19 protein-coding genes are annotated in these 26,849 nt (G+C 53.0%); 6 read left to right on the forward strand and 13 right to left on the reverse strand.

Going from position 1 to position 26,849, the window contains the following annotated elements:
• Window positions 1–16: 16 nt before the first annotated feature.
• A complete protein-coding gene (locus AC0VXT_RS15590; protein ID WP_475546146.1) occupies window positions 17–1,249 on the reverse strand; it encodes an EAL domain-containing protein in 1,233 nt (410 codons plus the stop codon).
• 425 nt (window positions 1,250–1,674) lie between these two features.
• Between AC0VXT_RS15590 and AC0VXT_RS15595 the strand changes: the two genes are divergently transcribed.
• Window positions 1,675–2,259: a thermonuclease family protein gene (locus AC0VXT_RS15595; protein WP_475546147.1), complete on the forward strand. Its 585-nt coding sequence runs from the start codon at window positions 1,675–1,677 to the stop codon at window positions 2,257–2,259.
• 88 nt (window positions 2,260–2,347) lie between these two features.
• Here the strand turns inward: AC0VXT_RS15595 and AC0VXT_RS15600 are convergent, their stop codons facing one another.
• On the reverse strand, window positions 2,348–3,313 hold the full coding sequence (locus AC0VXT_RS15600) for a DMT family transporter (RefSeq protein ID WP_475546148.1): 966 nt from the start codon (window positions 3,311–3,313) through the stop codon (window positions 2,348–2,350).
• 143 nt (window positions 3,314–3,456) lie between these two features.
• On the opposite strand from AC0VXT_RS15600, the gene AC0VXT_RS15605 reads away from it, so the two are divergent.
• The gene (locus AC0VXT_RS15605; protein WP_475546149.1) at window positions 3,457–4,365 is read left to right on the forward strand and encodes a LysR family transcriptional regulator; all 909 of its coding nucleotides are present in this window, start codon (window positions 3,457–3,459) and stop codon (window positions 4,363–4,365) included.
• A 74-nt stretch (window positions 4,366–4,439) separates the two neighbouring features.
• Here AC0VXT_RS15605 and mgrA read toward each other — a convergent pair whose 3' ends face one another.
• Both mgrA and AC0VXT_RS15615 read right to left on the reverse strand, forming a co-directional pair.
• A complete protein-coding gene (mgrA, locus tag AC0VXT_RS15610; protein ID WP_412775517.1) occupies window positions 4,440–5,495 on the reverse strand; it encodes an L-glyceraldehyde 3-phosphate reductase in 1,056 nt (351 codons plus the stop codon).
• Between the two features lie 167 nt (window positions 5,496–5,662).
• Entirely contained in the window at window positions 5,663–7,687 is a 2,025-nt protein-coding gene (locus AC0VXT_RS15615) for an aminopeptidase P family protein (RefSeq protein ID WP_475546150.1), read from the reverse strand.
• 627 nt (window positions 7,688–8,314) lie between these two features.
• Here AC0VXT_RS15615 and AC0VXT_RS15620 point away from each other — a divergent pair.
• Window positions 8,315–9,052 (forward strand): SDR family oxidoreductase, encoded by a 738-nt coding sequence (locus tag AC0VXT_RS15620; RefSeq protein WP_430469476.1) that lies wholly within the window; start codon window positions 8,315–8,317, stop codon window positions 9,050–9,052.
• 86 nt (window positions 9,053–9,138) lie between these two features.
• Here the strand turns inward: AC0VXT_RS15620 and AC0VXT_RS15625 are convergent, their stop codons facing one another.
• The 4 genes from AC0VXT_RS15625 to AC0VXT_RS15640 form a co-directional block, all read right to left on the reverse strand.
• Window positions 9,139–10,020 (reverse strand): 50S ribosomal protein L11 methyltransferase, encoded by an 882-nt coding sequence (locus tag AC0VXT_RS15625; protein ID WP_475546151.1) that lies wholly within the window; start codon window positions 10,018–10,020, stop codon window positions 9,139–9,141.
• Between the two features lie 74 nt (window positions 10,021–10,094).
• Window positions 10,095–12,446, reverse strand: coding sequence for an ATP-dependent helicase (locus tag AC0VXT_RS15630; RefSeq protein WP_475548590.1), 2,352 nt, complete (start codon window positions 12,444–12,446; stop codon window positions 10,095–10,097).
• 166 nt (window positions 12,447–12,612) lie between these two features.
• On the reverse strand, window positions 12,613–13,788 hold the full coding sequence (gene wecB / locus AC0VXT_RS15635) for a non-hydrolyzing UDP-N-acetylglucosamine 2-epimerase (RefSeq protein WP_475546152.1): 1,176 nt from the start codon (window positions 13,786–13,788) through the stop codon (window positions 12,613–12,615).
• The gene (locus AC0VXT_RS15640; protein WP_475546153.1) at window positions 13,766–15,559 is read right to left on the reverse strand and encodes a chloride channel protein; all 1,794 of its coding nucleotides are present in this window, start codon (window positions 15,557–15,559) and stop codon (window positions 13,766–13,768) included. Before AC0VXT_RS15640 ends, wecB begins: the two co-directional genes overlap by 23 nt.
• A 292-nt stretch (window positions 15,560–15,851) precedes the next feature.
• Here AC0VXT_RS15640 and AC0VXT_RS15645 point away from each other — a divergent pair, with 292 nt between their 5' ends.
• Window positions 15,852–17,096, forward strand: a complete 1,245-nt coding sequence (locus tag AC0VXT_RS15645; protein ID WP_475546154.1) for a multidrug effflux MFS transporter — start codon at window positions 15,852–15,854, stop codon at window positions 17,094–17,096.
• 85 nt (window positions 17,097–17,181) lie between these two features.
• Here AC0VXT_RS15645 and metH read toward each other — a convergent pair whose 3' ends face one another.
• From metH to AC0VXT_RS15665, 4 genes are all read right to left on the reverse strand, one after another.
• Complete coding sequence (gene metH / locus AC0VXT_RS15650) at window positions 17,182–19,827, reverse strand: methionine synthase (RefSeq protein ID WP_475546155.1); 2,646 nt, start codon at window positions 19,825–19,827, stop codon at window positions 17,182–17,184.
• A gap of 37 nt (window positions 19,828–19,864) precedes the next feature.
• The gene (locus AC0VXT_RS15655) at window positions 19,865–20,932 is read right to left on the reverse strand and encodes a homocysteine S-methyltransferase family protein (RefSeq protein WP_475546156.1); all 1,068 of its coding nucleotides are present in this window, start codon (window positions 20,930–20,932) and stop codon (window positions 19,865–19,867) included.
• Between the two features lie 46 nt (window positions 20,933–20,978).
• Window positions 20,979–21,869 (reverse strand): methylenetetrahydrofolate reductase, encoded by an 891-nt coding sequence (gene metF / locus AC0VXT_RS15660; protein WP_028791863.1) that lies wholly within the window; start codon window positions 21,867–21,869, stop codon window positions 20,979–20,981.
• An 83-nt stretch (window positions 21,870–21,952) separates the two neighbouring features.
• Window positions 21,953–22,918, reverse strand: coding sequence for an ArsR/SmtB family transcription factor (locus AC0VXT_RS15665; RefSeq protein WP_475546157.1), 966 nt, complete (start codon window positions 22,916–22,918; stop codon window positions 21,953–21,955).
• 395 nt (window positions 22,919–23,313) lie between these two features.
• Between AC0VXT_RS15665 and AC0VXT_RS15670 the strand changes: the two genes are divergently transcribed.
• Both AC0VXT_RS15670 and AC0VXT_RS15675 read left to right on the forward strand, forming a co-directional pair.
• The gene (locus AC0VXT_RS15670; RefSeq protein WP_475546158.1) at window positions 23,314–24,012 is read left to right on the forward strand and encodes an MlaA family lipoprotein; all 699 of its coding nucleotides are present in this window, start codon (window positions 23,314–23,316) and stop codon (window positions 24,010–24,012) included.
• Complete coding sequence (locus tag AC0VXT_RS15675) at window positions 24,013–24,663, forward strand: MlaC/ttg2D family ABC transporter substrate-binding protein (RefSeq protein WP_475546159.1); 651 nt, start codon at window positions 24,013–24,015, stop codon at window positions 24,661–24,663. It abuts the gene before it with no gap.
• Window positions 24,664–24,844: 181 nt separating this feature from the next.
• Here the strand turns inward: AC0VXT_RS15675 and ettA are convergent, their stop codons facing one another.
• On the reverse strand, window positions 24,845–26,524 hold the full coding sequence (gene ettA / locus AC0VXT_RS15680) for an energy-dependent translational throttle protein EttA (RefSeq protein WP_101299551.1): 1,680 nt from the start codon (window positions 26,522–26,524) through the stop codon (window positions 24,845–24,847).
• Window positions 26,525–26,849: the final 325 nt, after the last annotated feature.

A 26,849-nucleotide genomic window follows, 5' to 3' on the forward strand; every position in this document is an offset into this window, starting at 1 on the left:
AGTGGAAAGTAGCGGATTACTCTTGCTGGTCATTATCAGGAGTCTTTTCAGCTGTTTCTAATGGTTCTGCTGACTCAGTTGGTTTTTCAAATGGACCGAGGATACGTTCAACAATCGCTTCATCCTTCACGAAATCAGGCAAGCCATATCCCTGAAAATGTTTCACGCCTGCATTGATCGCAATTTCAAGCTGCTCGATGGTTTCGCATCGCGAACAAATGACTTTTTCAATCACTTCGGCTGAACACTTTGACAAAACATCATGCAGATCGGCTCCTTCAAGGGGAGAAACATGCACCTTCAAAAATTGGCATACGGCAATGTCGGCTTCTGGCAAAACGGGTAACTGCGATACTGAAATGCCATCAAGGGCCAAACCAATGCCCTCGTCCCGTAAAACGTCAAGAATCCGACTGTTTGTTACCCTATTTTGCTGCCAGGCCAGCAAGCTCATTTCGACTGTGAGCTGCTCAAGTCTTTGATATGGAAGTGACTTCATCACCTTTCGGAAGTTTCCACTTACAATGGCAACCGGGTTTAAATTAACAAAAAGACGTTTCTCCCAAAGTGTCTGATCCACTGAGAGGTGGGAAAGGACACGACTATCAAGTAATTCTGTAAAACGTGAAAACATCCACGCATCCTGAATGATATCCTTGCCTGTGATTTCCTCCATCGCAGCAATTGATACCCAGATTTCTTCACCCAAGACAGCCGGTCGTCTGCCTTTGGAAAGTCCCCAGATAAGCTGCCGACGCAGGTGCATCGACATATCGGCTTGTCCAACAATCCGTTCGACATCGACCAACTCGGCCAATTGCCCGATACTTTTTGGCGGCTGTTGATGAAACTCTCGAAACGCCTCTGCACTTGCCGAACTTCCACGTAGAAGGTACTGGGCACAGCACTGTGCAAATTCATTGGCACTGCCATCAAGGTTGAAATAACGGATGTCAATTTTGCCATACCGGCGCGCCAGCAGAAGTTCATTAAGCTGCGTGATAAACTCTTGCATCGCACGACGTCCCGCGACAGGGAACATCAGAGAGACGGCATTACTTGACAGAAATTTAACCGTCAGACCGTTGACATCACTATCTTCTATATACCGAACAAACGCACAAAATACGGTTCTGCTGTCTGTGGCCGGGATACCCGAAAAATCCAAAACAAGTGACGCATGGTCAGGTTTATGTAAATCAGCTTTAACAATCCCGTCCAACAACACTTTTGGAATTTTGTCGTCCATATATAACCTCACCGGTTCGTCTTGCGACAAAGGAGATTGTTAATACCCCTCAGCACTAACCTACACAAAGAAAGGGAACGTTACCAATACCGCACATCATTTTTAATATATACCAACAGACGAAAAGCTTCTTTAAATTTAGCTGGATAGGCAGCATTAAAGCACTTTATTGACCCGGAATATCCATCCAAACACGTTTAGCAGACCCTTGACCTTCAATATGCGAAGAATATAATTTTTGACACTTTCAATGTTTTCCAAGGGATTGATTTATATTGTTGATGTTTAAAACATGCTGCGCTTTGCCGTTGTTCGTTTTGCACTTACAATAAAATGACTGTCTTGCTTTCATCCGGATCGGCAAAGATTACTTAATATTGGGTCATCTGGAATTTTATGTCTGCCGACACGATCAGAGAGGCCAAATGACAAAGCATATCGGCAAAATTCAAAATCGATCTGCACTGATCCGTTATCATGTGATGGCAGCAGCTTTGATGTCCCTGCCTATTTTGATGGTTGGTCCTCAGGTATCAGCGGACCCGGATTTCGACACCCTTTCGGGAACCGCCCGTGCGGTTGATCCCGACACGTTGGAGTTTGGCTTTCGCCGCATTGATTTGTGGGGGGCTGACGCGCTTGAACGGTTTCAGAAATGTTTGGTGAACGGGCAAAGTACGGCCTGCGGCGCCGAAGCATGGCAAGTTACAACCAACCTTTTGGTCGCAACCCCGATCACCTGTGAGGTGCGCGGTAAAAACCGCTATCACCGCAACATGGCAGTTTGTCGCAATGCCAATGGTGTCGATATCGGGCAAAGCCTGATTGCGCGGGGCATGGCCGTCGCCCGTCGGGATGAAATGCCCGAATATGGCGCGACAGAAGACAGTGCCAAGCAATCACGCAGCGGCGCATGGGCGGGTGAATTCATTGATCCACTGCAATGGCGCCGCGGAGAACGGCTTCCTGAACATGAAATCGAAATCCGTCGCTGGCAACGCGACGAGTGATCATATCCTCATTGTGACGAACAAGGATCTGTAGCGCCTGCACCACAAATGCAGTGTCCAAGTCTGGACCAGAGTTTTGACCGGCTGACTATTTGCTTGCTGAAAAGAACGGCCGGGCCAACAGTCGTCCAACACCTGCCAGCGTCACACCATTCTTAATTGATGCAACACCGATGATGACGATGGCAAAGCCGGCAATTTGCGGCAAAGTCAAAACTTCCCCCAACAGCAGCCACGCGGCAAAGAATGTCATCGCGGGTCCCGACAGCGAAATCAAGGCTGCCTGTGTCGCCCCAATGCGACGAATGCCTTCATAGAGCAGGAAGAACGGGATCACCGTGCAAAAGATCGATATCGCCGCCGTCCATAAGACACCATCAACGTTCAGGTTCAGCGGGTTTTGCACGATCAGTTCATAAAAAATCATCGATAGACCGGCCATGGTATTGACCAGTGCGGCAAAATGCATTGAGCCGATCACCTGAATCATGCGTTGCCCAAAATAAAGATAGCCCGCATAGGTCAATGCCGAGGCAAACGCCCAAAACGCGCCAACCCACAATGTACCCGACACCGCCCCGAAACCATCCGGGGCCAAAACCAGCACTAGGCCAAGATAGGTCACAGCAAAGCAGAATATCTGGCGCAACGGCGGCAACCGCCATTTGTGCAGACATTCAAGAATCAGGACAATTGCCGGGAAGGTAAACAGAACAATCCGCGATACGGTCACTTCAATGAGTGAGACAGCGGTAAAATCAAACAACGCGGCGGCAAAGAACAAGCCGCCATATAATGCCCCCCACGCCAGATCGACCGGTTTCATTAGCCGTTCGCCCGGGCGGTTCTTGCCAAAGAAATACACCCCGACCCAAAAGAACGGCATCGCGATCATGAACCGTAACAACAACAGCCCATCGACCGTCATCCCCGTCGCATAAACAAATTTTGCCAGAAGGCCCTTCATGGCAAAGGCGGCCGTGGACAGCAGCACAAGCGTTAAGGCCGAACCGACTGGTTTTACAACGGGTTGTGATTGGGGTGTTGAGGTCATTGTGGTCTCCGGTTCTCTCTCAAGCGTCACTATCCTTGGCATTTGGTCATTATTCAATTCGAATTAATTGCTATCTGATATCAGCTTTGGGTATATCTGTTAAAGATGCCTCGACCAAAACACTGCGATCAGGACTGTCACCGATGGATATCAAACAGCTTCGAAGTTTTGTTCATATTGCCGAGTTGGGCAGTCTTTCGCGTGCGGCAGAACGGCTTAATCTGTCGCAGCCTGCCTTAAGCCGTCAGCTTAACCTGCTTGAAGAGGCACTTGATACGAAGCTTCTTGAACGCACGGGGCGCGGGGTCAAATTGACCGAAGCAGGGCAGATGCTGGCGGAACGCGCCCGCGTCATTCTGGGTGATCTCGCACGGCTTGAAGCCGATCTTTCAGCCCGACGAAGTCAGGTCACCGGGCATGTTCATGTTGGTGTGCCGCCCAGTGCGGGCATTGTGATTACCGGTGCGCTGGTCGAAGTATTGCGTGATCGGTTTCCCGATCTGAACATTTCAATTGCCGAAGACCTGACCGGGGATGTTCAGGAAGGTTTGCTGTCGGGGCGTCTTGATATCGGCATTCTGCATGACGGCATGATATCACGCAGCCTGCATGCGGAACCATTGTGGCGCGAAGACCTGTATCTGATTTCCCATCCATCACAGGTCGGCGAACAGGAAACCGACATCGCGTTTGAGGATGTTTTATCCTTACCGCTCATCATGCCGACCAATAAGCATGGCCTGCGGGCCAAGATGCAGGAAGCCGCCTTTCGTGCCGGTCGGCCCTTAACCCCGGTGGTCGAGGCAGACGCCCTGCGCGTGCTGGTCGATCTGGTGCATCGCGATCTTGGCCATACCGTTTTGCCGAGAAGTTCGCTTGTGATGGAACTTTCGACCGGACGCCTGCGGGCACGGCGCATTGTCAGCCCGGAACTGTCGCGCAAGGTGATGTTGTCATGGCTGCATGACCGGCCGCTTAGCACAGGTGGTAAGGCCGTTATCGATACCCTGCGCGAACTTGCCGGGACCATGCCAATGGCCGCCGAACTTTAAGCAGCAAATATAAAACCCCGGCAGGTGTTCCTGCCGGGGTTTTCGATGGGGCGCCCAAAAGATTGAACGTTCGATCAGACAGGTGCCTCGGAGGCAGATGATTTCTGCCACAGGTTCAACCCGCCGTCGGTTGCGTATTTGTCGATCTCGATCAGTTCTTCTGCACTGAATTCAAGATTATCAAGTGCATCAAGGCTGTTATCAAGCTGCTGCACATGACGTGCACCAATCAGGGCGGATGTGATTTCAGGGCGACGCAACACCCATGCAATCGCCATCTGAGCCAACGTCTGACCACGACGTTTGGCAATCTCGTTCAGCGCACGTACGCGGTTGAGGTTTTCTTCCGTCAGCATTCCGGTCTGGAACGATCCTCCAAGGGCGGCACGGGAATCTTCGGGCACACCATTGAGGTACTTGTTGGTCAAAAGCCCCTGTGCTAACGGCGAAAAGGCAATACAGCCCATTCCAAGATCAGACAGCGTATCAAGTAGACCGTCTTCTTCGACCCAGCGGTTCAGCATCGAATAGGATGGCTGATGAATGACGCAAGGCGTGCCAAGATCCTTAAGGATAGCATGTGCCTCGCGCGTCATCTGCGGTGAGTATGACGAAATCCCGACATAAAGTGCCTTGCCCGACCGCACGATCTGATCAAGTGCGCCCATGGTTTCGGCCAACGGGGTATCGGGGTCGACACGGTGGGAATAGAAGATATCCACATACTCAAGGCCCATGCGTTTCAGGCTTTGATCAAGGCTGGAAATCAGGTATTTGCGCGAACCCCATTCGCCAAACGGCCCCGGCCACATGCGATAGCCCGCCTTGGTTGAAATCACCAACTCGTCGCGGTGTTTTTTCAAATCCTGCGAAAGTGCTTTGCCGAAGTTTTCTTCGGCCGATCCCGGGGGCGGACCATAGTTGTTGGCCAGATCAAAATGAAACACCCCACGATCAAAGGCGCGGCGCATCATGGCGCGCTGGGTTTCATAGACATCGACGCCGCCAAAATTCTGCCAAAGGCCAAGGGTGATTTTCGGCAAGATCAAACCACTTTTGCCGCAACGCTTATAGGTTTCATCGTCATAGCGGTTGGGGTTTGCCAGCCACTGTTCTTCGACTTCAGCCATGTCTTCCTCCAGTTATCAATAAGCGGTTAACCGCCTTTATTTGAATCGATCCAATGGACCATTGTTAACACGATCAGGACGTGATTGTCAGTTCCCTGCAGACGAAAAAGCCGCCCCAAAGATCGGAGCGGCTTCTGTTTTTCACATCGCGGTAAAACGTTGCGCAATCATGCCCGTTTTTTCTTGATCGGCGCAGTTGCCTTTTGCAGCCATTCAAGATGATCTTCGTCAAGATCATCGGCATAAAGGGCATAGACCTGCGCGTGGTAGTCATTAAGCCACTGCAGTTCATCAGCGTTCATCAATTCCGGATCGATCAATTTTCGCTCAATCGGTGAGAAGGTCAGCGTTTCAAAGCCAAGCATCTTACGGTCTGCGCCAACCGGTCCATTGATTTCGGTGACCGCAATCAGGTTTTCGATGCGAATACCGTATTCGCCTTCTTTATAGAAACCCGGCTCGTTCGACAGGATCATCCCCGGTTTCAGGGCAATCTTGTTGGCCGCCTTGGAAATACGTTGCGGGCCTTCGTGCACGCCAAGGTAACTGCCAACGCCGTGCCCGGTGCCATGATCAAAATCAAGACCGACTTCCCATAACGGCATGCGCGCCAGTGTATCAAGCTGCTGACCGGTGGTACCAACCGGGAAGATCGCGCGGGCCAGTGCGATGTGGCCTTTGAGAACCCGGGTAAAGCGATCACGGTGTTCCTGGCTCGGGTCACCAATCACCGTGGTCCGGGTAATGTCGGTGGTGCCATCGACATACTGACCGCCGGAATCAATCAGGAAAATTTCCCCCGGTGTCAGGTTGCGATTACTTTCGGGCGTATTGCGGTAATGGCACAATGCACCATTTGGGCCACTGCCCGGGATGGTTTCAAAACTGGAATCACGAAACAGCGGGTCCTCGGCACGCAGCGACAAAAGTTTGTCGCCGGCAACGCGTTCATCAATGCTGCCGTCGGCAGCAGCTTCGTCAAGCCACTTGAAGTAGCGGATAATTTTTTCGCCGTCCCGTTTATGGGCTTTGCGCGAACCTTCAAGTTCGACATCGTTCTTGCACGCCTTGGGAAGGGCAATCGGATCACGACCAACCCGCACGGTTGATCCCGCCGCACTTAGTTGCATGCGCAACCAATCTGATGCGGTTGCCTCATCCAGACGCACGGACTGATTGCCCATAGCCTTCAATGCGGCGGACAATTCACCCGGCGCACGCAAGGTTGCTTCGCCCGACAGCCATTTAACCGTTTCAGGTGCGACTTTGCGGTCATCGATGAACAGTTCCACCGAGGCATCACCGTTGATGATGGCATAGCCAAGTGCCAGTGGTGTTTGCGGCACATCGGCACCACGAATATTCAAAAGCCATGCAATGCTGTCTGGTGCCGACAAAATGGCACTGTCACAGGAAATACGCGAAAGTGCGTCGGCAATTTGAACACGTTTATCGGCTGCGGACTTTCCGGCATATTCAATCGGATGCGGGCGCACCGGGCCAAGCGGCATGGCCGGTTGCGCGTGCCAAAGTGCATCAATCGGGTTGGTATCAATTGCCACCAATTCCGCACCGACACCCTCACAGGCAGAGCGTAAATGTGCCGCCTGCTGGACCGTATGCAGCCACGGGTCATAGGCCATTTTCTGGCCGGTTTTCAGATTGTCATGCAGCCAGCCAACAACCGGTTCATCGACCAGATGGCGGTATTCAAATAGATCACGGTTAACCTGTTGACGCACCTGAATGGTATAGCGACCATCGATAAACACCGCAGCCTTATCCCCAAGCACCACCGCCGCCCCGGCCGAGCCGGTAAAGCCGGTCAACCACGCCAGACGTTCGGCGCGTGCCGGGACATTTTCGCCTTGATGTTCATCCGCGCGCGGCACAATAAAACCGTCAACACCCTTGGCGGCCAAATAGGTACGCAAGGCTGCAAGGCGTTCTGCTGCATCAAAGCCGTCCTTTGCTTCCTTAAACAGCCCTTTGCGTTCATCACGCATGGCCAGCAACGCCGAGGTAAGTTCATTACTTGGCGAGGACGCAATCAGGTCAATCCAGTCGGTACGCGTATCACCATCGGCTGCGGCAAGCACACCATCAATCAGGTCAATGATAGCGCTAACATCCTTACGGACCTTGTCGCGTTCAAGCAGGGTTGCAAGTTGGGCATCGCCGGAAATCGTCATGAACATCCTCTTTCGGTACGTGGGGCAGACACCCTATGTAAGGGTTGTTACCGACCCCGCGCAAGCATCAAAGATTTTGCGCATATTTTATATGATTTACCCACGACCTATACCCTCACATGCGTCAGGGGTATGAATGCCCTGCAAGCTTCGCAATACAAATTAGCTAAAGATTAACTTATTACATGTCGGTGACAAAAAGATGCCCTGTCGGGACGTCAATTTGCAGGAGACCAAGAACGGTGATCCGTTTTCCTATTACTGCCCTGAGTATCGTACAATCTCGTCGTTGACAGACGGCCTATGACGGTCTTGAGCGCCTGGCCCTCGGTCAAAAAACAGCGCTCGGCCTTGATACTGGCCCTGCCCATCTGGCAGACGACGAAAACTACCGGTCGCCAATCGGTAAAATCGACACACAGGACAAGGATTAACCGGATCAATCCCGCCCGGACTGGTCGGATGCCAAAAGACGCAACGCAGGATCAAGGTTCATGGTCCTAGCGGTAATTTTTGTCTCTTCCCTCTGAAACGGCCCTGCTTCTCCACAGCAGGGCCGTTTCTTTTTGACCAAGCGCGCTCCGCCGCGCCATAGTGCACAAAACAAAGACCATTTTTGGGGTGGCTATGACCAAGACAATCCTTATCACCGGCGGATCACGCGGCATCGGTCGCGCAACGGCCGTTCTTTTTGCCCGCAAGGGATGGAACGTCGCCATCAGTTTTGTCGGCAATCAGGAAAGTGCGGATCAAACCTGTGCGATGTGTGAACGGGCCGGGTTTACCGGCAATGCCTTTGCGCGCAAATGTGATGTGCGCGACGAAAATAGCGTTGCCGATTTTTTCGCCGCTGCCCACGAACGGTTTGGCCCGCTTGACGGGGTGGTCAACAATGCCGGGATTGTTGCGCCAAAAAGCTCGCTTGCCGATATGGACATAGACCGCATGAAGGCGGTTTTTGACACCAATGTTCTTGGGGCTTATCTGGTGGCGCGCGAAGCTGCGCGCATGTTGTCATCGGGCGGGGCACTTGTGAATGTATCCTCGGTTGCGGCAAAACTTGGCTCCCCGGATGAATATGTTGATTATGCTGGGTCAAAGGGGGCTGTTGATACCCTGACCATCGGCTTGGCCAAAGAACTTGGGCCCAAGGGCATTCGGGTGAATGCCGTGCGCCCCGGCATCATTGATACCGAAATTCATGCCAGTGTTGGCCGCCCTGAACGCGTCAAAGAACTGGGGCCGGCCTGCGCGCTTGGTCGGGCGGGTGCAGCGGATGAAGTTGCCCAAAGTATTTACTGGCTGATCTCAGACGATGCGTCTTATGTCACAGGCAGTATTCTTGATGTATCAGGTGGGCGGTAAAGACCGCCTCCCCGACTTTTCTTTTGCGTCAAAATGCAAAAAGGCCACGCAACGCGTGACCTTTTGAATTCCGATATCTGTCCGGCTTAGCCGACCAGAAGTGTCGTCCAGTTTTCGACCTTGAACCGCTTAATCAGCGACAGGCCAACTTCGCGATAGGCCGACAGGACAAACTGTTCCTGATGCGATAGCAGGCCCGACAGGATCACAACACCGTCGTCAGACAGGGTGCTGGTCAAATCACGTGCCATGGCCCGCAACGGCCGGGCAAGAATGTTGGCACAGACAATGTCGTAATGCCCAGCCCCCCGAATGCGGGTATCCTGAAAACCGTTGGAGTGAATGGCAGTGACCAGATCGGCAATCTTGTTGATTTTGGCATTTTCACGCGCCACACGCACAGACGCCGGATCAATATCGGCCATCACAACCGGGCAACGCCATGTTTTGGCACAAGCCATGCCCAGAATGCCCGACCCACAGCCCATATCAAGTGCGTTCAGACGCGGACCTTTTTTGGCCATCCAGTCAATCGCGGCCAGACATCCCTTGGTGGTCTGGTGCTCGCCCGATCCAAATGCCAGTCCGGCATCGACCTGCAACCCGGTTTTGGCCACCGGAACGCCTTCGCCCCAATGCGATCCATGGACATAAAAACGTCCAACCGAAATCGGCTTGAAGCTGCGCAGGTTCTCACTGACCCAGTCTTTGGGCTCATAGGTTCCAAAGCTTACCGCAGGCGTATCAATCCCCATGGCGGATGCCATGATCGATACCGCGGTTTCGACTTCGCCCTTATCAAACGGTTGACCTGCGAAACCTTCGATGCGCCAAGGGCCGTCTGGATCACCGTCGCGTTCAAAGTGTGACAGCGCATCACAATATTCAAACAGCGCATCGGCAAAGGCCGCGGCATAGGCGCCATTAACTTCGAACTGGAAGTTATAGCTTAGGACGGGTTCGGTCATATTGCTTCTCGCTTGTCAGGGCTGCGCGCAATCGCCGCCCGGTTAATCAGTCTTCCTGAAATTTGATCCGGGGCTTACCCCGGCAGGATAAAGCTGTCGACCACTTTCTTTGTCCCGACACCTTCGAAATGGATTTCAAGCTTGTTGCCTTCAACTGCGCTTACTGTGCCCGGTCCGAATTTACGGTGGCGCACCGCGTCCCCAACCTTGTACTTCGACGATTTCGAATTTCTGCTAAAGCTGACGTCGCCGTCGGGCTTAACGTCAATGACGTTTTTGCGCATCCGGTCCTGCCAGCCGCTTGAGGCAAATTTACGTCCCCCCCCACCCAGAACCTGATTGCGGTTTGAACTTTCATCGGCCCAGCTTGGCATCTTCATCCAGTCATCCGACCCCCAGGCACCGGGCGAATGATTGCCCCCATGCCCGCCAAGGCCGGTATCACTGATCCGGTCAATATGTTCATCGGGCAGTTCATCGACAAAGCGCGACGGCAAGGCCGATTGCCACTGGTTATAAATCCGACGGTTGGCGGCATAAAGGACCGTGGCACGTTTGCGCGCACGGGTGATCCCGACATAGGCCAGACGACGTTCTTCCTCCAGGCCCTTGACCCCACTTTCATCCATCGCACGTTGATGGGGGAAGACGCCTTCTTCCCAGCCGGGCAGGAAAACATAGTCAAATTCAAGGCCCTTGGCGGCATGCAGGGTCATGATGGTGACTTTTTCGTCCGCATCGTTTTGGACGTTTTCCATGACCAACGAGACGTGCTCAAGGAAGCTGGTCAGGTTTTCAAACTCCCCAATGGCGGAGACAAGCGCACTTAGGTTTTCCAACCGACCGGGAGCGTCAATTTCCTTGGAAGTGCGCCACATATCGGTATAGCCGCTTTCATCCAGCACGGCCTGAACCACCTCAACATGCGACTTATCAGCCAGCATCTCGCCCCAGCGTTTAAAATCGCCAAGCAACCCGCCGATGCTTTGACGCATCTTGGGTTTGAGTTCTTCGGTATCGATCAAATCGCGGGCGGCAGCGGGCAGCGGAATCGCCTGATCACGGGAATATTGATGCAGGGTCTGAAGTGTGGCCTTACCCACACCGCGCTTGGGCACATTGACGATGCGTTCAAACGCCAGACTGTCATTGGGCTGTGCGACCATGCGGATATAGGCCAGCGCATCGCGGATTTCTTGTCGTTCGTAGAAACGCGGTCCGCCAACAACCCGGTACGGAATGCCAAGGGTAATCAGCCGTTCTTCAAACTCACGGGTTTGGAAACCGGCACGCACAAGGATCGCCATCTGTGCGGCCCCAATGCCCTTGCGCTGAAGCGCTTCGATGTCTTCCCCTACCAGACGGGCTTCCGCCTCCCCGTCCCAGACACCTTTGACAAAGACCTTTTCGCCGGTATCCAGTTCAGTCCAAAGCTGTTTACCCAGACGGCCATCGTTGAATGTAATCAGTTTGGATGCGGCGGCCAGAATATGCGGCGTGGAGCGATAATTTTGCTCAAGCTTGACGACCTTGGCCCCGGGGAAATCAGACTCAAACCGCAGGATGTTGCCAACCTTGGCCCCGCGCCAGCTATAGATCGCCTGATCATCATCCCCGACACAGCAAATATTGCGATGAACCATCGCCATGGCGCGCAGCCACAGATACTGCGCGACGTTGGTATCTTGGTACTCATCAACAAGGATATAGCGGAAGGTGTTTTGATACTGCTTGAGCACGTCGGGGTGCTTTTGAAACAGGGTCAGGCAATGCAGCAAGAGGTCACCAAAATCGCAGGCATTCAAAACCTTAAGGCGATCTTGATAAATCTGATACAGGTGCTTGGCCCCGCCATTGGCGAACTCGACACTTTCATTGACGCGCTCAGGTGTCAGGCCCTTGTCCTTCCAGCGCTGAATGATACCCATCAGCTGCTTGGCCGGCCATTTTTTCGGGTCGATCTGTTCGGCGTCCATGATCTGCTTGAGCAGACGGACCTGATCGTCGCTATCAAGAATGGTGAAATTTGATTGCAGCCCGATCAAATCGGCATGACGGCGCAACAAACGGGCCGAAAGCGAGTGGAACGTTCCCAGCCACCATCCTTCAACCGGACGGCCAAGGGCCTGTGCAACACGTTCCTGCATTTCCTTTGCCGCACGGTTGGTAAAAGTCACCGCAAGGATTTGATGGGGATGCAGGCGTTCGCTTTGCGCCTTGGTTTCGAGCAAATGCGCAAGCCGGGTTGTCAAAACACGGGTTTTCCCTGTGCCCGCACCAGCCAGAACCAGCAACGGCCCATCCAGCGTTTCGACAGCGTCGCGCTGCTCGGCATTCAGGTTGTCAAGATATGCCGGGGCCGGGGCGTCTGATAAGCGCATTTCCGGGCTGGCGGCGAATTCATCAATTTCGAAGGGATCATCCATCATGACGGCATATATATCACGCTGTGGTCAGAGGGCCAGTCTTGCATCCCGACCGGGCGACTGAATTTTTTACATATTGCAACAAATCAGGAACATCGGCCAACTCTTTCCCGGCCCAATGACATTTTTTGCGCCCGTTTTTGTCTTGTCCCCTGTGACACCCCACTCAGGAACGAGGCATACCCGCAATAAAATCACGGAGAGCCACAACAACCCGAGTTGCCGCTTTGCCATCCCATAGGTCAATCGGGGAAGCACCTCGCCTTAAGTCATATGGGTCACGCTGTTGAATGGTGGAAATCATATTATTCAGCGTCACCAGTTTATTCGTCCCATGGGTGACAGTCACCGGACGTTCCGTCGTATCGCGCAGCGTAAAACAATCAACACCGAGATAACTGGTTTCTTCCTGTAGCCCGCCGGAATCGGTCACCACGAATTTTGCTGTCAAAAGCAGGCTCAGGAAATTTATGTAAGGCAGCGGCCCCAGCAATTGCAAAGCCGTCCGGGGTTCAGAGGGGCACCAGCCGATCTGGTCCAACAGGTTTTGCGTGCGCGGATGAACCGGAAAACAGAGAGGTTGTGTTTCAGCCAGTTTTTCAAGTTCAGCCATGATCGCAATCAGGCGTTTGGGATCATCGACGTTTTCCGGGCGATGCAATGTCACCAGCCCGTAGCCCCCATGCTCCAAACCCAATGCGTGACACGTCCGGGCGGCTTCGATGGCCGGGCGTTGGCGTTCCAGACTGTCCATCATGATGTTGCCGACACGCACGATGCGGTCCGTCGCAATCCCTTCGCGGATCAGGTTTTGATCCGCATCCGGGGATGGTGTCAGCAACAGGTCCGCCAAATGGTCTATTTCAATGCGGTTGGTTTCTTCGATCATGCGCGCATCAAAACTGCGCAAGCCTGCTTCGAGATGGATCAGGGGAATTTTCAGTTCATGTGCAACTTTCGCGCATGTAAGAGCCGAATTTACATCCCCGACAACGAGCACCGCATCGGGCAGATCCGTTTGGCACAGCGCCGTATAGGCTGCGCTCATTGCATCGTTTGGGAAAGATGGACGTTCGGTGGTCTGGCCTGCGTCCAAGGGCATCAGATGATGGTCCGGCGCGGGCAGGCCAAGGTCACGCCAGACCTCGGACGACATGACAGAATTTGTGTGCTGGCCCGTATGAACAAAGACCGGCGTAATATCTGACGTATCTTTTAGCGCATGCCAAAGTGGGGCAATTTTCATGAAGTTCGGGCGTGCACCGGCAATCAGATGAAGCTTTGCGGGTCTATGAACCGTCCCCATGAACGCACCCAGATCAAAACAGTTTTGGCGGGGCATCCCCGCGTTCTTCGCTTTGCAATTCCAAAAGCGCGTTGTTGTAGGCCATCATCGCGTCCTTTTCGTGGACGAAACCGATCATTTGACGTTCTTGATCATTATCAAGAACCGGCAAATGTTCTTCGCCGGTTTCTTCCATCAAACGAACGGCTTTTTCGATGCTGTCGGTGCGATAAAGCACTGGTGGCTTGGAACGTGCAACTTGGCCCGCCGTCACTTCATCGCCCAGATTGAGATCAAACGCCGCATGGCGCAAATCGGTCAGTGTGATCGTGCCATGCAGCTTTCCATTTTCATCAACAACAAACAGTTCGGAATAAGGCGCATTAATCAGCTTTTCGCGCACGGCTGGCAGGCCGTCCGTCAGGGGAACTGTTTCGTATTCGCGTTTCATGATGTCAGCGACCTTCATCATACGAAGTAAGTTGACCTCCCGCCCCCAAAGAGTTGAATGACCACGACATTTAAGCTGCCACTGAAAGAACGAACCGCCATTGAACTGATCCATGATCACCGATGCCAGAACGGACGCCAACATCACCGCGACCGTTAATTCATAATCGCCGGTCAGTTCAAAGATGATCAGGGTTGTCGAAATCGGTGCGCCCAGAACGGCGGCCGCCACCGCCCCCATCCCGACAAGGGTATAGGCCCCATGCCCGGACGACAGATCAGGAAACACATGGGTCGCAAAAATACCAAACGCGCCGCCCAACATCGCCCCAAGGAACAAGGACGGACTAAACATGCCGCCGGCAAAACCAAGCCCCATACAGATCGCAACGACAAAAGCCTTGGCAAACAACAAACCGATCAGGAAAGCCAAGCTATAGGCTTCATACAGCGCATCATTCATCGCACCATAGCCGACCCCAAAGACTTGTGGGAAGCCAAGGCCAACAACGCCAACAATCAAGCCGGCAATTGCCGGACGCAGCCAAAGCGGTGCGCGCCCCCGATCAGCAACTTTCTGCACAACGGCGATAGCACGCACAGTCAGCATTGCCGCGACCCCGGCCAAAAGACCCAACAGGGCAAAGGCCGGGAATTCCCAGAATGACTGGATTTCATGGGACGGAATTAAAAAGGCAACGTCGGAACCATAATAAAGACGCGTAATCACAGTTCCCATCACCGATGACATGACAATCGGTGCAAATGAGGTCCGGGCATAGTGACCAAGGGCGACTTCATGGGCAAAGAACACCCCGGCCAATGGCGCATTAAAAGAGGCCGCCACCGCCGATGCCACACCACATCCCAAAAGAGTTCGCGCCGCACTGCGGCGTAGATGCAGGATACGCGCAAGCCATGCGCCAAAGGATGCGCCCATATGGACAACCGGTCCTTCACGGCCAAGCGACGCCCCGCTGCCCAGTGACACAGCACTGGCAAGCGCACTTTTGATCCCGCAGCGCGTTGACATGCGCGCATCGTGAAAGGACGCCGCATCAATCACATCGGCCACACCATGCGCCCGCCGTTCGGGTAGAAACTTGTAAATGAAAATACCGACCAGAAGCCCACCTGCCGTCGGGCCAAGGATCAGATGCCAGTTACTCAGTCCCTTCATATGCTCATGAAGGGATTCTTCCCCCCAGCCATAGACAAATGACTGCACAAGTAAAATCCCGTCGCGAAACAGGATTGTCCCGCCGCCAGCCAAGGCACCAACCGCCAAGGCCAGTATCGACAAAACCAATTGCTCGCTTTTAGCCAAACGGCGCATGCGGCTGAGCAAGATATTTGATTTGATAAGTTTTTCAGCCATTTCCGCAACACCGGCGAGCAAATATTGAAAGAACAAGGATCATAGGATCGGTGATTGCTGCGAATAAAGGGTAAAGACCGTAAACACCATGGCTAATTTAGCGTTATGGCATCACCAGCAGCGCATATTGTGCGTTTTCTGGCTTCCCCTATTTGGCAGGAAAACACGCATGGTCGCATCGCGTGTTTCAAAAAACGATCATTGCCATCTATAAGTGAAATACGCCATGCTGTGGCCTGCAAACGCAGATATAACTGCGCCACCCCAAACCGTTTCTACGGAATTTCGAATTATGAATGAACCTCAACCAACGGGTGCCCCTGCGGCGCGTCCGCTGCCCGGATTTGCTGAATTTGTCTGCCTGATGGCGATCACCATCGGGCTTGTCGCCCTTTCAATTGATAACCTTTTGCCTGCCTTTGGCCCGATCGCCGACGATTTTGGCATTGAAGACGGCAACCGTATGCAGTTGCTGATTTATGTCTTCATGATTGCCTTTGGCTTGATGCAGATCGTTTACGGTCCCCTTGCTGACAGCTTTGGCCGTCGGCCGACCCTGATTGCTGGGCTTGGCATTTATGCCATTGGCACGATCATGGCGATCTTTGCCGACAGTTATGAACATTTGCTGGTTGCCCGTTTTGTTCAGGGCCTTGGTGCGGCTGCCCCACGTGTGCTGACCTTGGCGATTACGCGTGACTGTTTCGAAGGCCGCGAAATGGCCCGAGTCATGTCGTATGTCATGATGGTGTTTATTATTCTTCCAGTATTTGCCCCCGCCTCGGGCAGCCTGATTCTTGCGCTTGCCAATTGGCACATGATTTTCGTCAGCACGTTGATTTTGGCGATTGCCATTGCCTGTTGGTACATGTTGCGCATGCCAGAAACCCTGCACCCCGAATACCGGCATAAACTGTCGATCCGCCGGATTGGACGCGACATCAAAACCACCGTTACCAATCGCCAGACACTTGGCTATTCAACGGCGATGGGCGTGATGTTTGGTTGCCTGATGGCCTATATCGGTTCGGCACAGCAAGTCTTTGAAACCGAGGTTTACGGGCTTGGCGTATGGTTCCCGTTGGCGTTTGGCATGATTGCTGCCTGCATGAGTTTTTCATCCTTCATCAATGCCCGTCTGGTTCGTAAGCTCGGCATGCGTAAAATTTCTCATGCGTCCTTGTTTGTCATGGCAATCAGCAGCCTGATCAATGTGTTGATTGCGTTGGCTTTCGATGGCAAGCCGCCCCTGCCGGTGTTTGGCATCGGATTGACCGTGACCCTGTTTTGTTTCTCGCTGACCATGCCAAACTTCAATTCACTGGCGATGGACCCGTTGGGGGCGATTGCCGGGACGGCATCCTCAATGATCGGTGTTTACAGCACATTGATCGGGGTGGTTGCCGGTGGTGTTATCGGCCAGTTGTTCGACGGAACCGTCATCCCGCTTCTTGCCGGGTATCTGGCACTTGCTTTGATCGGCATTTTGATTGTTGGCATTACCGAGCGTGGTCGGTTTCTTGAACCGACCCACTAACCACGGCATACCTTAACTTGACATATAGATGAAAAAACCCCGCAGAGTGCAGTCTGCGGGGTTTTTCATTGCGACCGGTTGGGCTTTACACCCGACGCGGATCGTAATTAAGGTTCGAGGCCAACCAACGTTCGGCCTCGGTCATGGTCATGCCTTTACGTTCGGCATAACTTTCAACCTGATCGCGTTCGATCTTGCCAAGGCCAAAATATTTGGCTTCGGGGTGGGCGAAATAGAAACCGCTTACCGACGATGCCGGGGTCATCGCACAGCTTTCGGTCAATTCAACACCGACATTTTTATTGGCATCAAGCAGCTGCCACAATGTGCGTTTCTCGGTATGTTCCGGGCAGGCCGGATAGCCCGGCGCCGGACGGATACCGCGATATTTTTCCGAAATCAGATCATCATTGGCCAGCGTTTCATCTGATGCATAGCCCCAAAGTTCCTTACGCACATGTTCGTGCATGCATTCGGCAAAGGCTTCGGCGAAACGGTCCCCCAATGCCTTAACCAAGATCGCATTGTAATCGTCATGCTCGGCTTCAAGCTTGGAAGCGATTTCTTCAACCTGCGGACCGGCGGTGACCACAAAACCACCGATATAGTCGGTTTTACCGCTGTCTTTTGGTGCGATGTAATCGGCAAGTGCGCGGTTCGGACGTTTGTTGTTCTCGCGGAACATCTGTTGACGCAAGGTGCGCAGCATCACCGGTTCATTATGATCGGGTGCCGGGGTTACCTCGATATCGTCATCGACCGAATTGGCCGGCCAGATGCCCACAACGGCGCGCGGCTTGAACCATTTTTCATCAACAATGCGTTTGAGCATCGCCTGCGCGTCTTCATAAAGACTGCGCGCGGTTTCACCGACTTTCTCGTCCTTGAGAATATCAGGGAACCGACCATGCAATTCCCAGGTTTCAAAGAACGGCTTCCAGTCAAAGCGCGACACCAGTTCGGCCAGATCGAAATCTTCAAACACGGTAATGCCGGGTTTTGCCGGAGCAGGAACGTCATAGGCGTCCCAATCAAGTTGCACCTTGTTCGCACGTGCACGGTCAATCGCAAAACGCTTTTTCTGCAACTGTTGGGCCGCGTGCTTTTCCGCCATCGCGACATATTCAGCATGGATTTCGGACGTGAACTTTTCACGGTGCGTTTCGGACACCAGCTTGCTGGCAACACCGACCGCGCGCGAAGCATCGATGACGTAAACCACCGATTTGTTATAGTTCGGTGCGATCTTAACCGCGGTGTGAACCTTGGACGTTGTCGCCCCACCAATCAAAAGCGGGATATCAAGACCTTCGCGCTCCATCTCGGCTGCGACATAGGTCATTTCTTCGAGTGACGGTGTGATCAGACCCGACAACCCGATCATATCAACCTTTTCGGCCTTAGCCGTTTCGATGATTTTCTGGGTTGGGACCATCACACCAAGGTCAAGAACCTCGAAGTTGTTACATTGCAGGACCACACCAACGATGTTTTTGCCGATGTCATGGACATCGCCCTTTACTGTGGCGAGCAGGATTTTACCGTTGGTTTCGCGCACCCCGTCTTTTTCTTCTTCGATGAACGGGATCAGATAGGCCACCGCCTTTTTCATCACACGGGCCGATTTCACGACCTGCGGCAGGAACATCTTACCCGCACCAAACAGGTCACCAACGATGTTCATGCCATCCATCAAGGGACCTTCGATGACATGAAGGGGGCGCTCGGCCTGCTGGCGGGCTTCTTCGGCATCTTCTTCGGCGAACTCGGCAATGCCGTTGATCAAGGCATGGGCCAACCGCTCATTGACCGGTTTTTTGCGCCATTCAAGATCGGCCTTTTTCTCGGGCCCGCCCGTACCTTTGTATTTGTCCGCGACTTCCAGCAAACGGTCGGTCGCATCCGAACGACGGTTGAGGATGACGTCTTCGACCCGTTCGCGTAGTTCTTCGGGGATTTGTTCATAGACCACAAGCTGACCGGCATTAACAATGCCCATATCCATGCCCGCCTGAGTGGCATAATACAGAAACACCGAATGCATGGCTTCGCGGACCGGGTTATTGCCGCGGAAGGAGAACGATACGTTCGACACACCGCCAGAAATCTTGGCATAAGGCAAGCGCGCCTTGATCAGCTTACAGGCTTCGATGAAATCAACGGCATAGTTGTCGTGTTCTTCGATGCCGGTTGCGACCGCAAAGATGTTGGGATCGAAAATGATATCTTCTGGCGGGAAACCGACCTGATCGACCAGCACCCGGTAACTGCGTTCGCAAATCTCGATCTTGCGATCAACCGTGTCGGCCTGACCTTTTTCATCAAACGCCATGACAACCACAGCCGCACCATAACGGCGCAACATTTTTGCCTGTGCGATAAAGGGTTCATCGCCTTCTTTCAGGCTGATCGAGTTAACGATCCCCTTGCCCTGAAGGCATTTAAGCCCGGCCTCAATGACATTCCATTTCGAACTGTTGACCATGATCGGCACACGCGAGATGTCTGGCTCGGCAGCGATCAAATTGATGAATTTGACCATCGCCGTTTCAGCATCAAGCATGGCATCATCCATGTTGATATCGATGATCTGTGCACCGTTTTCGACCTGCTGACGGGCGACTTCAAGGGCTGCATCATAGTCTTCGTCGACAATTAGCTTCTTGAACTTAATCGAGCCCGCAACGTTGGTACGTTCGCCGATATTGATGAATCTTGAAATGTCACTCATGGGTCTGTTCGATCTCTTTTCGCACTCAATATCAGGTTTATGCAGCGTCGAACGGCTCAAGGCCGGACAAGCGCATTTTCGGCTCAATCTTTGGCAACGGACGCGGTTTGGACTGACCAACCGCATCGGCAATCGCCTTGATATGCGGCGGGGTCGTGCCACAGCAACCGCCCAGCAGATTGATCATGCCACTATCGGCCCATTCTTTGACCAGTTCGGCCATTTCCGAATCGGTCTGGTCATATTCACCAAACTCGTTGGGAAGCCCTGCATTGGGATAAACCGAAACGCGGCATTCAGCAATGCGCGATAGTTCCTGAACGTAGGGGCGCAACTGTGCGGCACCCAGTGCGCAGTTCAGACCAATCGAGAACGGCTTGGCATGACGAACAGAGTTATAGAATGCCTCTGTCGTCTGCCCTGACAGGGTACGGCCCGATGCATCGGTAATCGTTCCCGAAATCATGATCGGAACGTCTTCACCACGTTCTTCCAGAACTTCGTCAATCGCAAACAGGGCCGCCTTGGCGTTCAGCGTATCGAAAATGGTTTCCACCAAAAGCGTATCTGCCCCGCCGTCCAAAAGACCGTTTACCGCTTCTTTATAGGCTGTGCGCAACTGATCAAAACTGATGGCGCGGAACCCCGGATTATTGACATCTGGCGACATGGATGCAGTCCGGTTGGTCGGGCCAATCGCACCATTTACAAACCGCACATCACCGGGATGGGCGGCTTCCCACTCATCGCAGGCCGCACGCGCAATCTTGGCACTTTCGAAATTGATCTCGTAGGCGAGATCTTCCATGGCGTAATCTGCCTGGGCAATCGTCGTCGCACTGAATGTGTTGGTCCCGTTCAGGTCGGCACCGGCCGCGATATATTGCAGATGGATATCCTTGATGATGTCAGGCTGGGTCAGTGACAGCAGATCGTTATTGCCTTTGACGTCCTGTTTCCAATCAGCAAACCGTTCACCGCGATAATCATCCTCGGTCAGGGTGTGCTTCTGGATCATGGTGCCCATGGCGCCATCAAGGATCAAAATCTTGTTCTCAGCCCGTTTGCGCAGCAGGGCAATGCGTTCCTTGCGATCATTCATCATCTTTATCCAGTCATTTTTATCATGCGTTGCAATTGGCGTGCAGAGTTCAGGCAACAGCCTGTTCTGTTCCGCGAATGCCCAGCGCATGACAGATGGCATAGGTCAACTCGGCTCGGTTCAGGGTATAGAAATGGAAATCGGTCACGCCTTCTTTCATCAACCCTTCAACCTGTGAAATGGCTTCGTGGAATGCAACCATACGGCGCGTGTCGGGATCATCATCAAGTCCATCAAACCGCCAATGGAAGCGTTTTGGTACATCCGCACCGCACATCTTGGCAAATCTCAAAAGCGACCCGAAATTGGTCACCGGCAAAATACCCGGAACGATCGGCGCGGTAATCCCCGCTGCCTGACATTTATCACGGAATCGAAGATACGTTTCGTTATCAAAGAAAAACTGTGTAATCGCCCGGTTGGCCCCGGCATCGAGTTTGCGCTTCAGATAGTCAATTTCAAAATCCGCACTGGGCGCATCGGGATGCATTTCAGGATAAGCCGAAACCGAAATATCGAAATCCGCAATTTCCTTTAACCCGGCAACCAGATCGGCCGCATAGTCATACCCCCCCGGTGTCGGTACATATGTATCACCGGCATCGGGCAAATCCCCACGAAGGGCCACGATGGATCGAATGCCTTCGTCCCAGTATTTGCGCGCAATCTGTTCGATTTCCTGTTTGGTGTGTCCCACACAGGTCAGGTGGGCGGCGGCCGGAATACCGGTTTCGCCCTGAATGCGCGTCACGCTGCTGTGTGTGCGGTCACGGGTGGTTCCACCTGCCCCATAGGTCACGGACACGAATGACGGGCTTAATGGCGCAAGCCGATGGATGGACCGCCACATGGTTTCTTCCATCTTCTCCGTCTTCGGGGGGAAGAATTCGAACGAAACCCGCAGGTCATTTTTTGCTGCCGTATTGTTTTGTGCCGTCATCATATCAATCCTGTCTTCACGTTCCCTTGGCCAGGTCTTTTATTATAGGACTGGGCCTTTACTATTTCGGGGCAGGCTGCGGATCATTCCGCCGCCTTGTGTGTTTTTTGTTTTGCTGTTTCCATATCTGCCCTGGCAGACCAGATCCGCACGGTTAGCGGCTTGCCCGGCAGGCTTATGACATCGTCAGGGGCAAGTTCACATGCGCGAAACCACGTACTGATTGCAGTATCGTCAAACCCCAAACGGCGGTGCGCGTGTTCTTCGCGCAGTTCTTCGCGGTCGTGGGATGCGAAATCGACCACAACCAGACGCCCGCCGGGGGCCAGAACACGTGATGCTTCGTCAATTGCGGCTTCGGGTTTTTCTGCAAAATGCAGGACCTGATGCAAGATCACGATGTCAAACATGCCGCCGGGATAGGGCAATTGATACATGTCGGCCTGACGGACCAGACAATTTGAAAGGTCAGCACGTTGCAAACGCGCACGCGCAACCGCCAACATCTCACGCGACATGTCAACGCCAACGCCTTCTTCGGCAGTGCGCCCCAGCAGCTCAAGAATACGACCGGTGCCCGTACCGACATCAAGAACCCGTCCACCAGCAAGATCACCGACGGCATCAAGCAATGCCTTTTCGACCACAGCCTCGTCAACGTGGAGCGACCGGATACGATCCCAGTCTTTCGCATTGGCCCGAAAATACTCGGTCGCGATCTGTTCGCGCTGGACCTTAACCTGATCCAGGCGGGCCCGATCAAGTGACAGTGTTTCATCATCTAAGGGAAGAAGATCAAGTATCGGCCGTACAAGGTCCGCCCCGGCACTATTATGCGGGGTACGATAAAAGACCCAGGTCCCTTCACGGAATCGGACAAGCAGTCCAGCTTCGCATAGCAATTTTAGATGCCGGGACACGCGTGGCTGGCTTTGACCGATGATCTGAGTGATTTCGCTCACGGTCAGTTCGCACTCGGCACAAATCGCTAACAGGCGAAGCCTTGTTGCTTCGGCCGCCGCGCGCAATCTTGCCAGAACCTGTTCCATAGCAACGCCTCCCGTTCACTAAAGACAGATATAAAGATATATTTATATATGCTCAAGCCCTATTTTCCTGTCCAAAAGGGGTATGGCAAAAAAGCCACACAAAAAAAGACGTTGATCCTTTTCAATTTTTTGTTCGCTAGCGTTTAAATTCACCCTATGCTACCCACATGGATATTCGAGGCGAAGGCACGACACGACGCCCTTCTTGAGCAGGAAGTAGGTCGGGTTGCGTTTTTTGTGTTTCTGACACAAAAGCGTCGGCGAATATGGGGACAGTGTAAGTATCGAACATCGGTTGGCTAAAAATAATGAAGTTTCGAAATCTTCTTTCACTTTGTGCTGTCGGGTCTCTGTCGTTTTTGGCGGCTTGTGCCTCAACACAACCAGCACAGGACATGAGTGATTACGATCCGATCGAACCAGTAAACCGTGTTGTTCATGGCGTGAACGGTGCAGTTGACTTCATGGTTCTGTATCCTGCTGCAATGTGGTACCGCGACATTGCACCACAACCCGTTAAAACAGCCGTCGGAAGTTTCGTCCGCAACCTGAATGAACCGTTGAACTCCTTGAACGCATTTTTGCAAGGTGATCCGGATCAGGGTGCAGCTTCTCTGCAGCGTTTCATCATGAACTCCACACTTGGTTTGTTGGGCTTCAATGACGTTGCTGCAGATTTCGGCATTGAATATCGCCGCGAAGATTTCGGCCAGACCCTTGCCCATTATGGCATTGGTGGCGGCCCTTACATTGTGTTGCCGCTGCTTGGCCCATCCAACCTGCGTGATACCACCGGCATTGCGGTTGACTACGTCGCCAATCCGTTGACGTGGGGCGCTAAAAACAGCGACACAGTCAATGCCCTTTACTGGGGTGGGTTGGGCGCGACCGCGTTGCATGCACGCTACAGCACGATCAATCAGCTGAACGAACTGCAGAAATCGTCAATTGACTATTATGCAGCATTGCGCAGCCTGTATCGTCAGCAGCGAAACACGGCCATCCGCAACGGCACACCATCGCCGATCTCGGAAGTCGAAGATGAAAGTGCATCTTTTGATTTCGATGAAGCGGTAGAAGCAGCCAGCGAATAAATGATAGCCAAGCTGAAAAACAAATTCGCCATTCCCGCCGCCACAGCAGTTTTTGCTTTGGCGGCGGCGTGGCCTTTGACAGTGAATGCTGCAAATAACACCTCAGTCGAGGTTGTCGAGATCGCGGCAGAACAAAGTGCATCTGAAGTTATTCAAGCACTTGCCGATCAGGCACTTGCCGACCTGACCGATCAGACCCTTTCTGATGACGTACGCCGTAAGAAATTTGTTGCTCTTATGGATCGTTACTTTGAAATGGATGTGGTGTCGCGCTTTGTTCTTGGCCGCTATTGGCGGTCAATTTCCCAAGAAGAAATCAGCGAGTTTGCCACCCTGCTGCAAAACTATCTGGCCTTGAACTATGCCAACCAGTTCAAAGAACTTAATGGTGAGCAGTTTGTCGTCGGCAACGAGACTCAAAACAACAAAGACACGTTCGTTAACTCGCAGTTTGTCCGCCCTGATGGTCCTCCGGTGAGCATCGTTTGGCGCATGCGCGAATTTGACAATGAATTCAAAATCATTGATGTGTCGATTGAAGGCTTAAGCATGGGGATTACCCAGCGCGACGAGTTTACATCTGTCATTCAACAGAATGGCGATGATGTCAGCGCACTGACCAAGGCGCTTAAGGCAAAAACCGGCCTCTAATCGACATTCTCTTTCTGAACCAGATGTACAGGCAAAGCCACCACCTTCGGGTTGGTGGCTTTTTCTATGTTCAAATCGCACACAGTGCCAATCTCATGTGCTTCTGCTCGTAGCCTCCCACCACAAAGCAAAAAGACCACCCGAAGGTGGCCTTTTGTCATTCAAACCCGTTGCGCGCGAATTAGCGGGTCAACGGTTTGTATTTGATGCGGTGCGGGCGGTCTGCCTGATCACCATAGCGGCGTTTGTAATCCGCTTCATATTCCTGATAGTTGCCTTCGAACCATTCGACATGCGAATTGCCTTCGTAAGCCAGAATGTGGGTTGCGATACGGTCAAGGAAGAAACGATCGTGCGAGATAACCACGGCACAACCGGCAAATTCCAGCAAACCTTCTTCAAGCGCACGGAGCGTATCAACATCAAGATCGTTGGTCGGCTCATCGAGCAGCAGTACGTTCGAGCCAGACTTCAGCATCTTGGCAAGGTGAACACGGTTACGTTCACCACCGGAAAGCTGACCGACTTTTTTCTGCTGGTCGCTGCCTTTGAACGCAAACTGCGACACATAGGCACGCGAGCTCATCGGGCGTTTCGCCAGAAGAATCTCGTCAAGGCCATCTGAAACTTCCTGCCAGACGGTTTTGTTCGGATCAAGCGAGTCACGCGACTGATCGACATAGCCCATCTTAACCGTTTCACCGATCTTCAACGTCCCGGAATCCGGGGTATCATTGCCGGTCAGCATCTGGAACAGAGTGGTTTTACCCGCACCGTTCGGGCCGATCACACCAACAATGCCGCCCGGCGGCAGACGGAAGTGCAAATCATCAAACAGAAGTTTGTCGCCAAATGCCTTGGTCAGGCCCTCGGCAGTGATAACTTCGGTACCAAGACGTTCGGCAATCGGAATAACGATCTTGGTTGAATCCGGCACCGCCTTGGCGGCTTCGGCGACGAGATCGTCATAAGCACGCACACGGGCCTTGGATTTCGCCTGACGGCCTTTCGGGTTCTGACGTATCCAGTCAAGTTCGGTCGCAAGCTGTTTCTGGCGACTGCCTTCCTGACGGGCTTCCTGGGCAAGACGTTTCTGTTTCTGTTCCAGCCAGGACGAATAGTTACCTTCGTACGGGATGCCCTGACCACGGTCGAGTTCAAGGATCCAGCCGGTAACGTTATCGAGGAAGTAACGATCGTGGGTCACCAGAACGACGGTGCCCTGATAATCTTCCAGATGACGTTCAAGCCACGCAACCGATTCCGCATCCAAGTGGTTGGTCGGTTCGTCAAGCAGCAGAATGTCCGGCTTGTCCAACAGAAGACGGCAAAGCGCAACACGGCGGCGTTCACCACCCGAAAGCTTGTTAACATCTGCATCTTTCGGTGGGCAGCGCAATGCGTCCATGGCGATATCAAGCGTCCGCTCGAGATCCCAGCCATTGGCGGCATCGATGCGTTCCTGAAGTTCGCCCTGCTCTGTAAGAAGGTTCGTCATCTCGTCGTCGGTCATCGGCTCGCCGAACGACATGCTGATTTCGTTAAAGCGTGCCAGATCATCAACAATCTGACCACAGCCTTCCATCACGTTGCCGAGCACATCCTTCTCAGGATTAAGGTGCGGTTCCTGTTCAAGATAACCAACACGAACACCTTCGGCTGGCCATGCTTCGCCGCCGTAATCCTTTTCGATGCCCGCCATGATTTTAAGCAGGGTCGATTTACCCGCACCGTTGTTCCCGAGAACACCGATTTTTACGCCGGGCAGGAAGGACAGTGTAATGCCCTTGAAAAGTTCGCGACCGCCCGGAAGGATCTTGGTCAGGTCCTTCATGACGTAGATATACTGGTAGGATGCCATTAAATTCCCCATCCAAAAATGTCGTTGGGTCCGACCACACCGGATCGGAAAACTACGGTACGCAATCTGCGCGCACCTGAAATACTTTGCCCGTTTGTAACCGACCGGCCTTCTACAAACAACTTCAAACCGCGCAAGATACAAAGCAAACAGCAGTGGCCATGCCAGAAGGGATAAAACACGTCCCCCAATCCCGCCTACAAACGCACGCCAGATCAGCAAAAACGTCCTACGACGCGAGGGCATTCGATGTCTTTTAACGTCGCACGGCATCAACTTTGGTGATGAAATCGTGCACTTACACCTCGCAAAACAAACTTTATGC

Source organism: Thalassospira sp. Z349TD_5, assembly GCF_056173045.1.

Coding starts and splice junctions, on each gene's coding strand:
- AC0VXT_RS15590 (WP_475546146.1), bottom strand. CDS start 1,249: ATGGACGACAAAATTCCAAAAGTGTTGTTGGACGGGATTGTTAAAGCT.
- AC0VXT_RS15595 (WP_475546147.1), top strand. CDS start 1,675: ATGACAAAGCATATCGGCAAAATTCAAAATCGATCTGCACTGATCCGT.
- AC0VXT_RS15600 (WP_475546148.1), bottom strand. CDS start 3,313: ATGACCTCAACACCCCAATCACAACCCGTTGTAAAACCAGTCGGTTCG.
- AC0VXT_RS15605 (WP_475546149.1), top strand. CDS start 3,457: ATGGATATCAAACAGCTTCGAAGTTTTGTTCATATTGCCGAGTTGGGC.
- mgrA (WP_412775517.1), bottom strand. CDS start 5,495: ATGGCTGAAGTCGAAGAACAGTGGCTGGCAAACCCCAACCGCTATGAC.
- AC0VXT_RS15615 (WP_475546150.1), bottom strand. CDS start 7,687: ATGACGATTTCCGGCGATGCCCAACTTGCAACCCTGCTTGAACGCGAC.
- AC0VXT_RS15620 (WP_430469476.1), top strand. CDS start 8,315: ATGACCAAGACAATCCTTATCACCGGCGGATCACGCGGCATCGGTCGC.
- AC0VXT_RS15625 (WP_475546151.1), bottom strand. CDS start 10,020: ATGACCGAACCCGTCCTAAGCTATAACTTCCAGTTCGAAGTTAATGGC.
- AC0VXT_RS15630 (WP_475548590.1), bottom strand. CDS start 12,446: ATGGATGATCCCTTCGAAATTGATGAATTCGCCGCCAGCCCGGAAATG.
- wecB (WP_475546152.1), bottom strand. CDS start 13,788: ATGCCCCGCCAAAACTGTTTTGATCTGGGTGCGTTCATGGGGACGGTT.
- AC0VXT_RS15640 (WP_475546153.1), bottom strand. CDS start 15,559: ATGGCTGAAAAACTTATCAAATCAAATATCTTGCTCAGCCGCATGCGC.
- AC0VXT_RS15645 (WP_475546154.1), top strand. CDS start 15,852: ATGAATGAACCTCAACCAACGGGTGCCCCTGCGGCGCGTCCGCTGCCC.
- metH (WP_475546155.1), bottom strand. CDS start 19,827: ATGAGTGACATTTCAAGATTCATCAATATCGGCGAACGTACCAACGTT.
- AC0VXT_RS15655 (WP_475546156.1), bottom strand. CDS start 20,932: ATGATGAATGATCGCAAGGAACGCATTGCCCTGCTGCGCAAACGGGCT.
- metF (WP_028791863.1), bottom strand. CDS start 21,869: ATGACGGCACAAAACAATACGGCAGCAAAAAATGACCTGCGGGTTTCG.
- AC0VXT_RS15665 (WP_475546157.1), bottom strand. CDS start 22,918: ATGGAACAGGTTCTGGCAAGATTGCGCGCGGCGGCCGAAGCAACAAGG.
- AC0VXT_RS15670 (WP_475546158.1), top strand. CDS start 23,314: ATGAGTGATTACGATCCGATCGAACCAGTAAACCGTGTTGTTCATGGC.
- AC0VXT_RS15675 (WP_475546159.1), top strand. CDS start 24,013: ATGATAGCCAAGCTGAAAAACAAATTCGCCATTCCCGCCGCCACAGCA.
- ettA (WP_101299551.1), bottom strand. CDS start 26,524: ATGGCATCCTACCAGTATATCTACGTCATGAAGGACCTGACCAAGATC.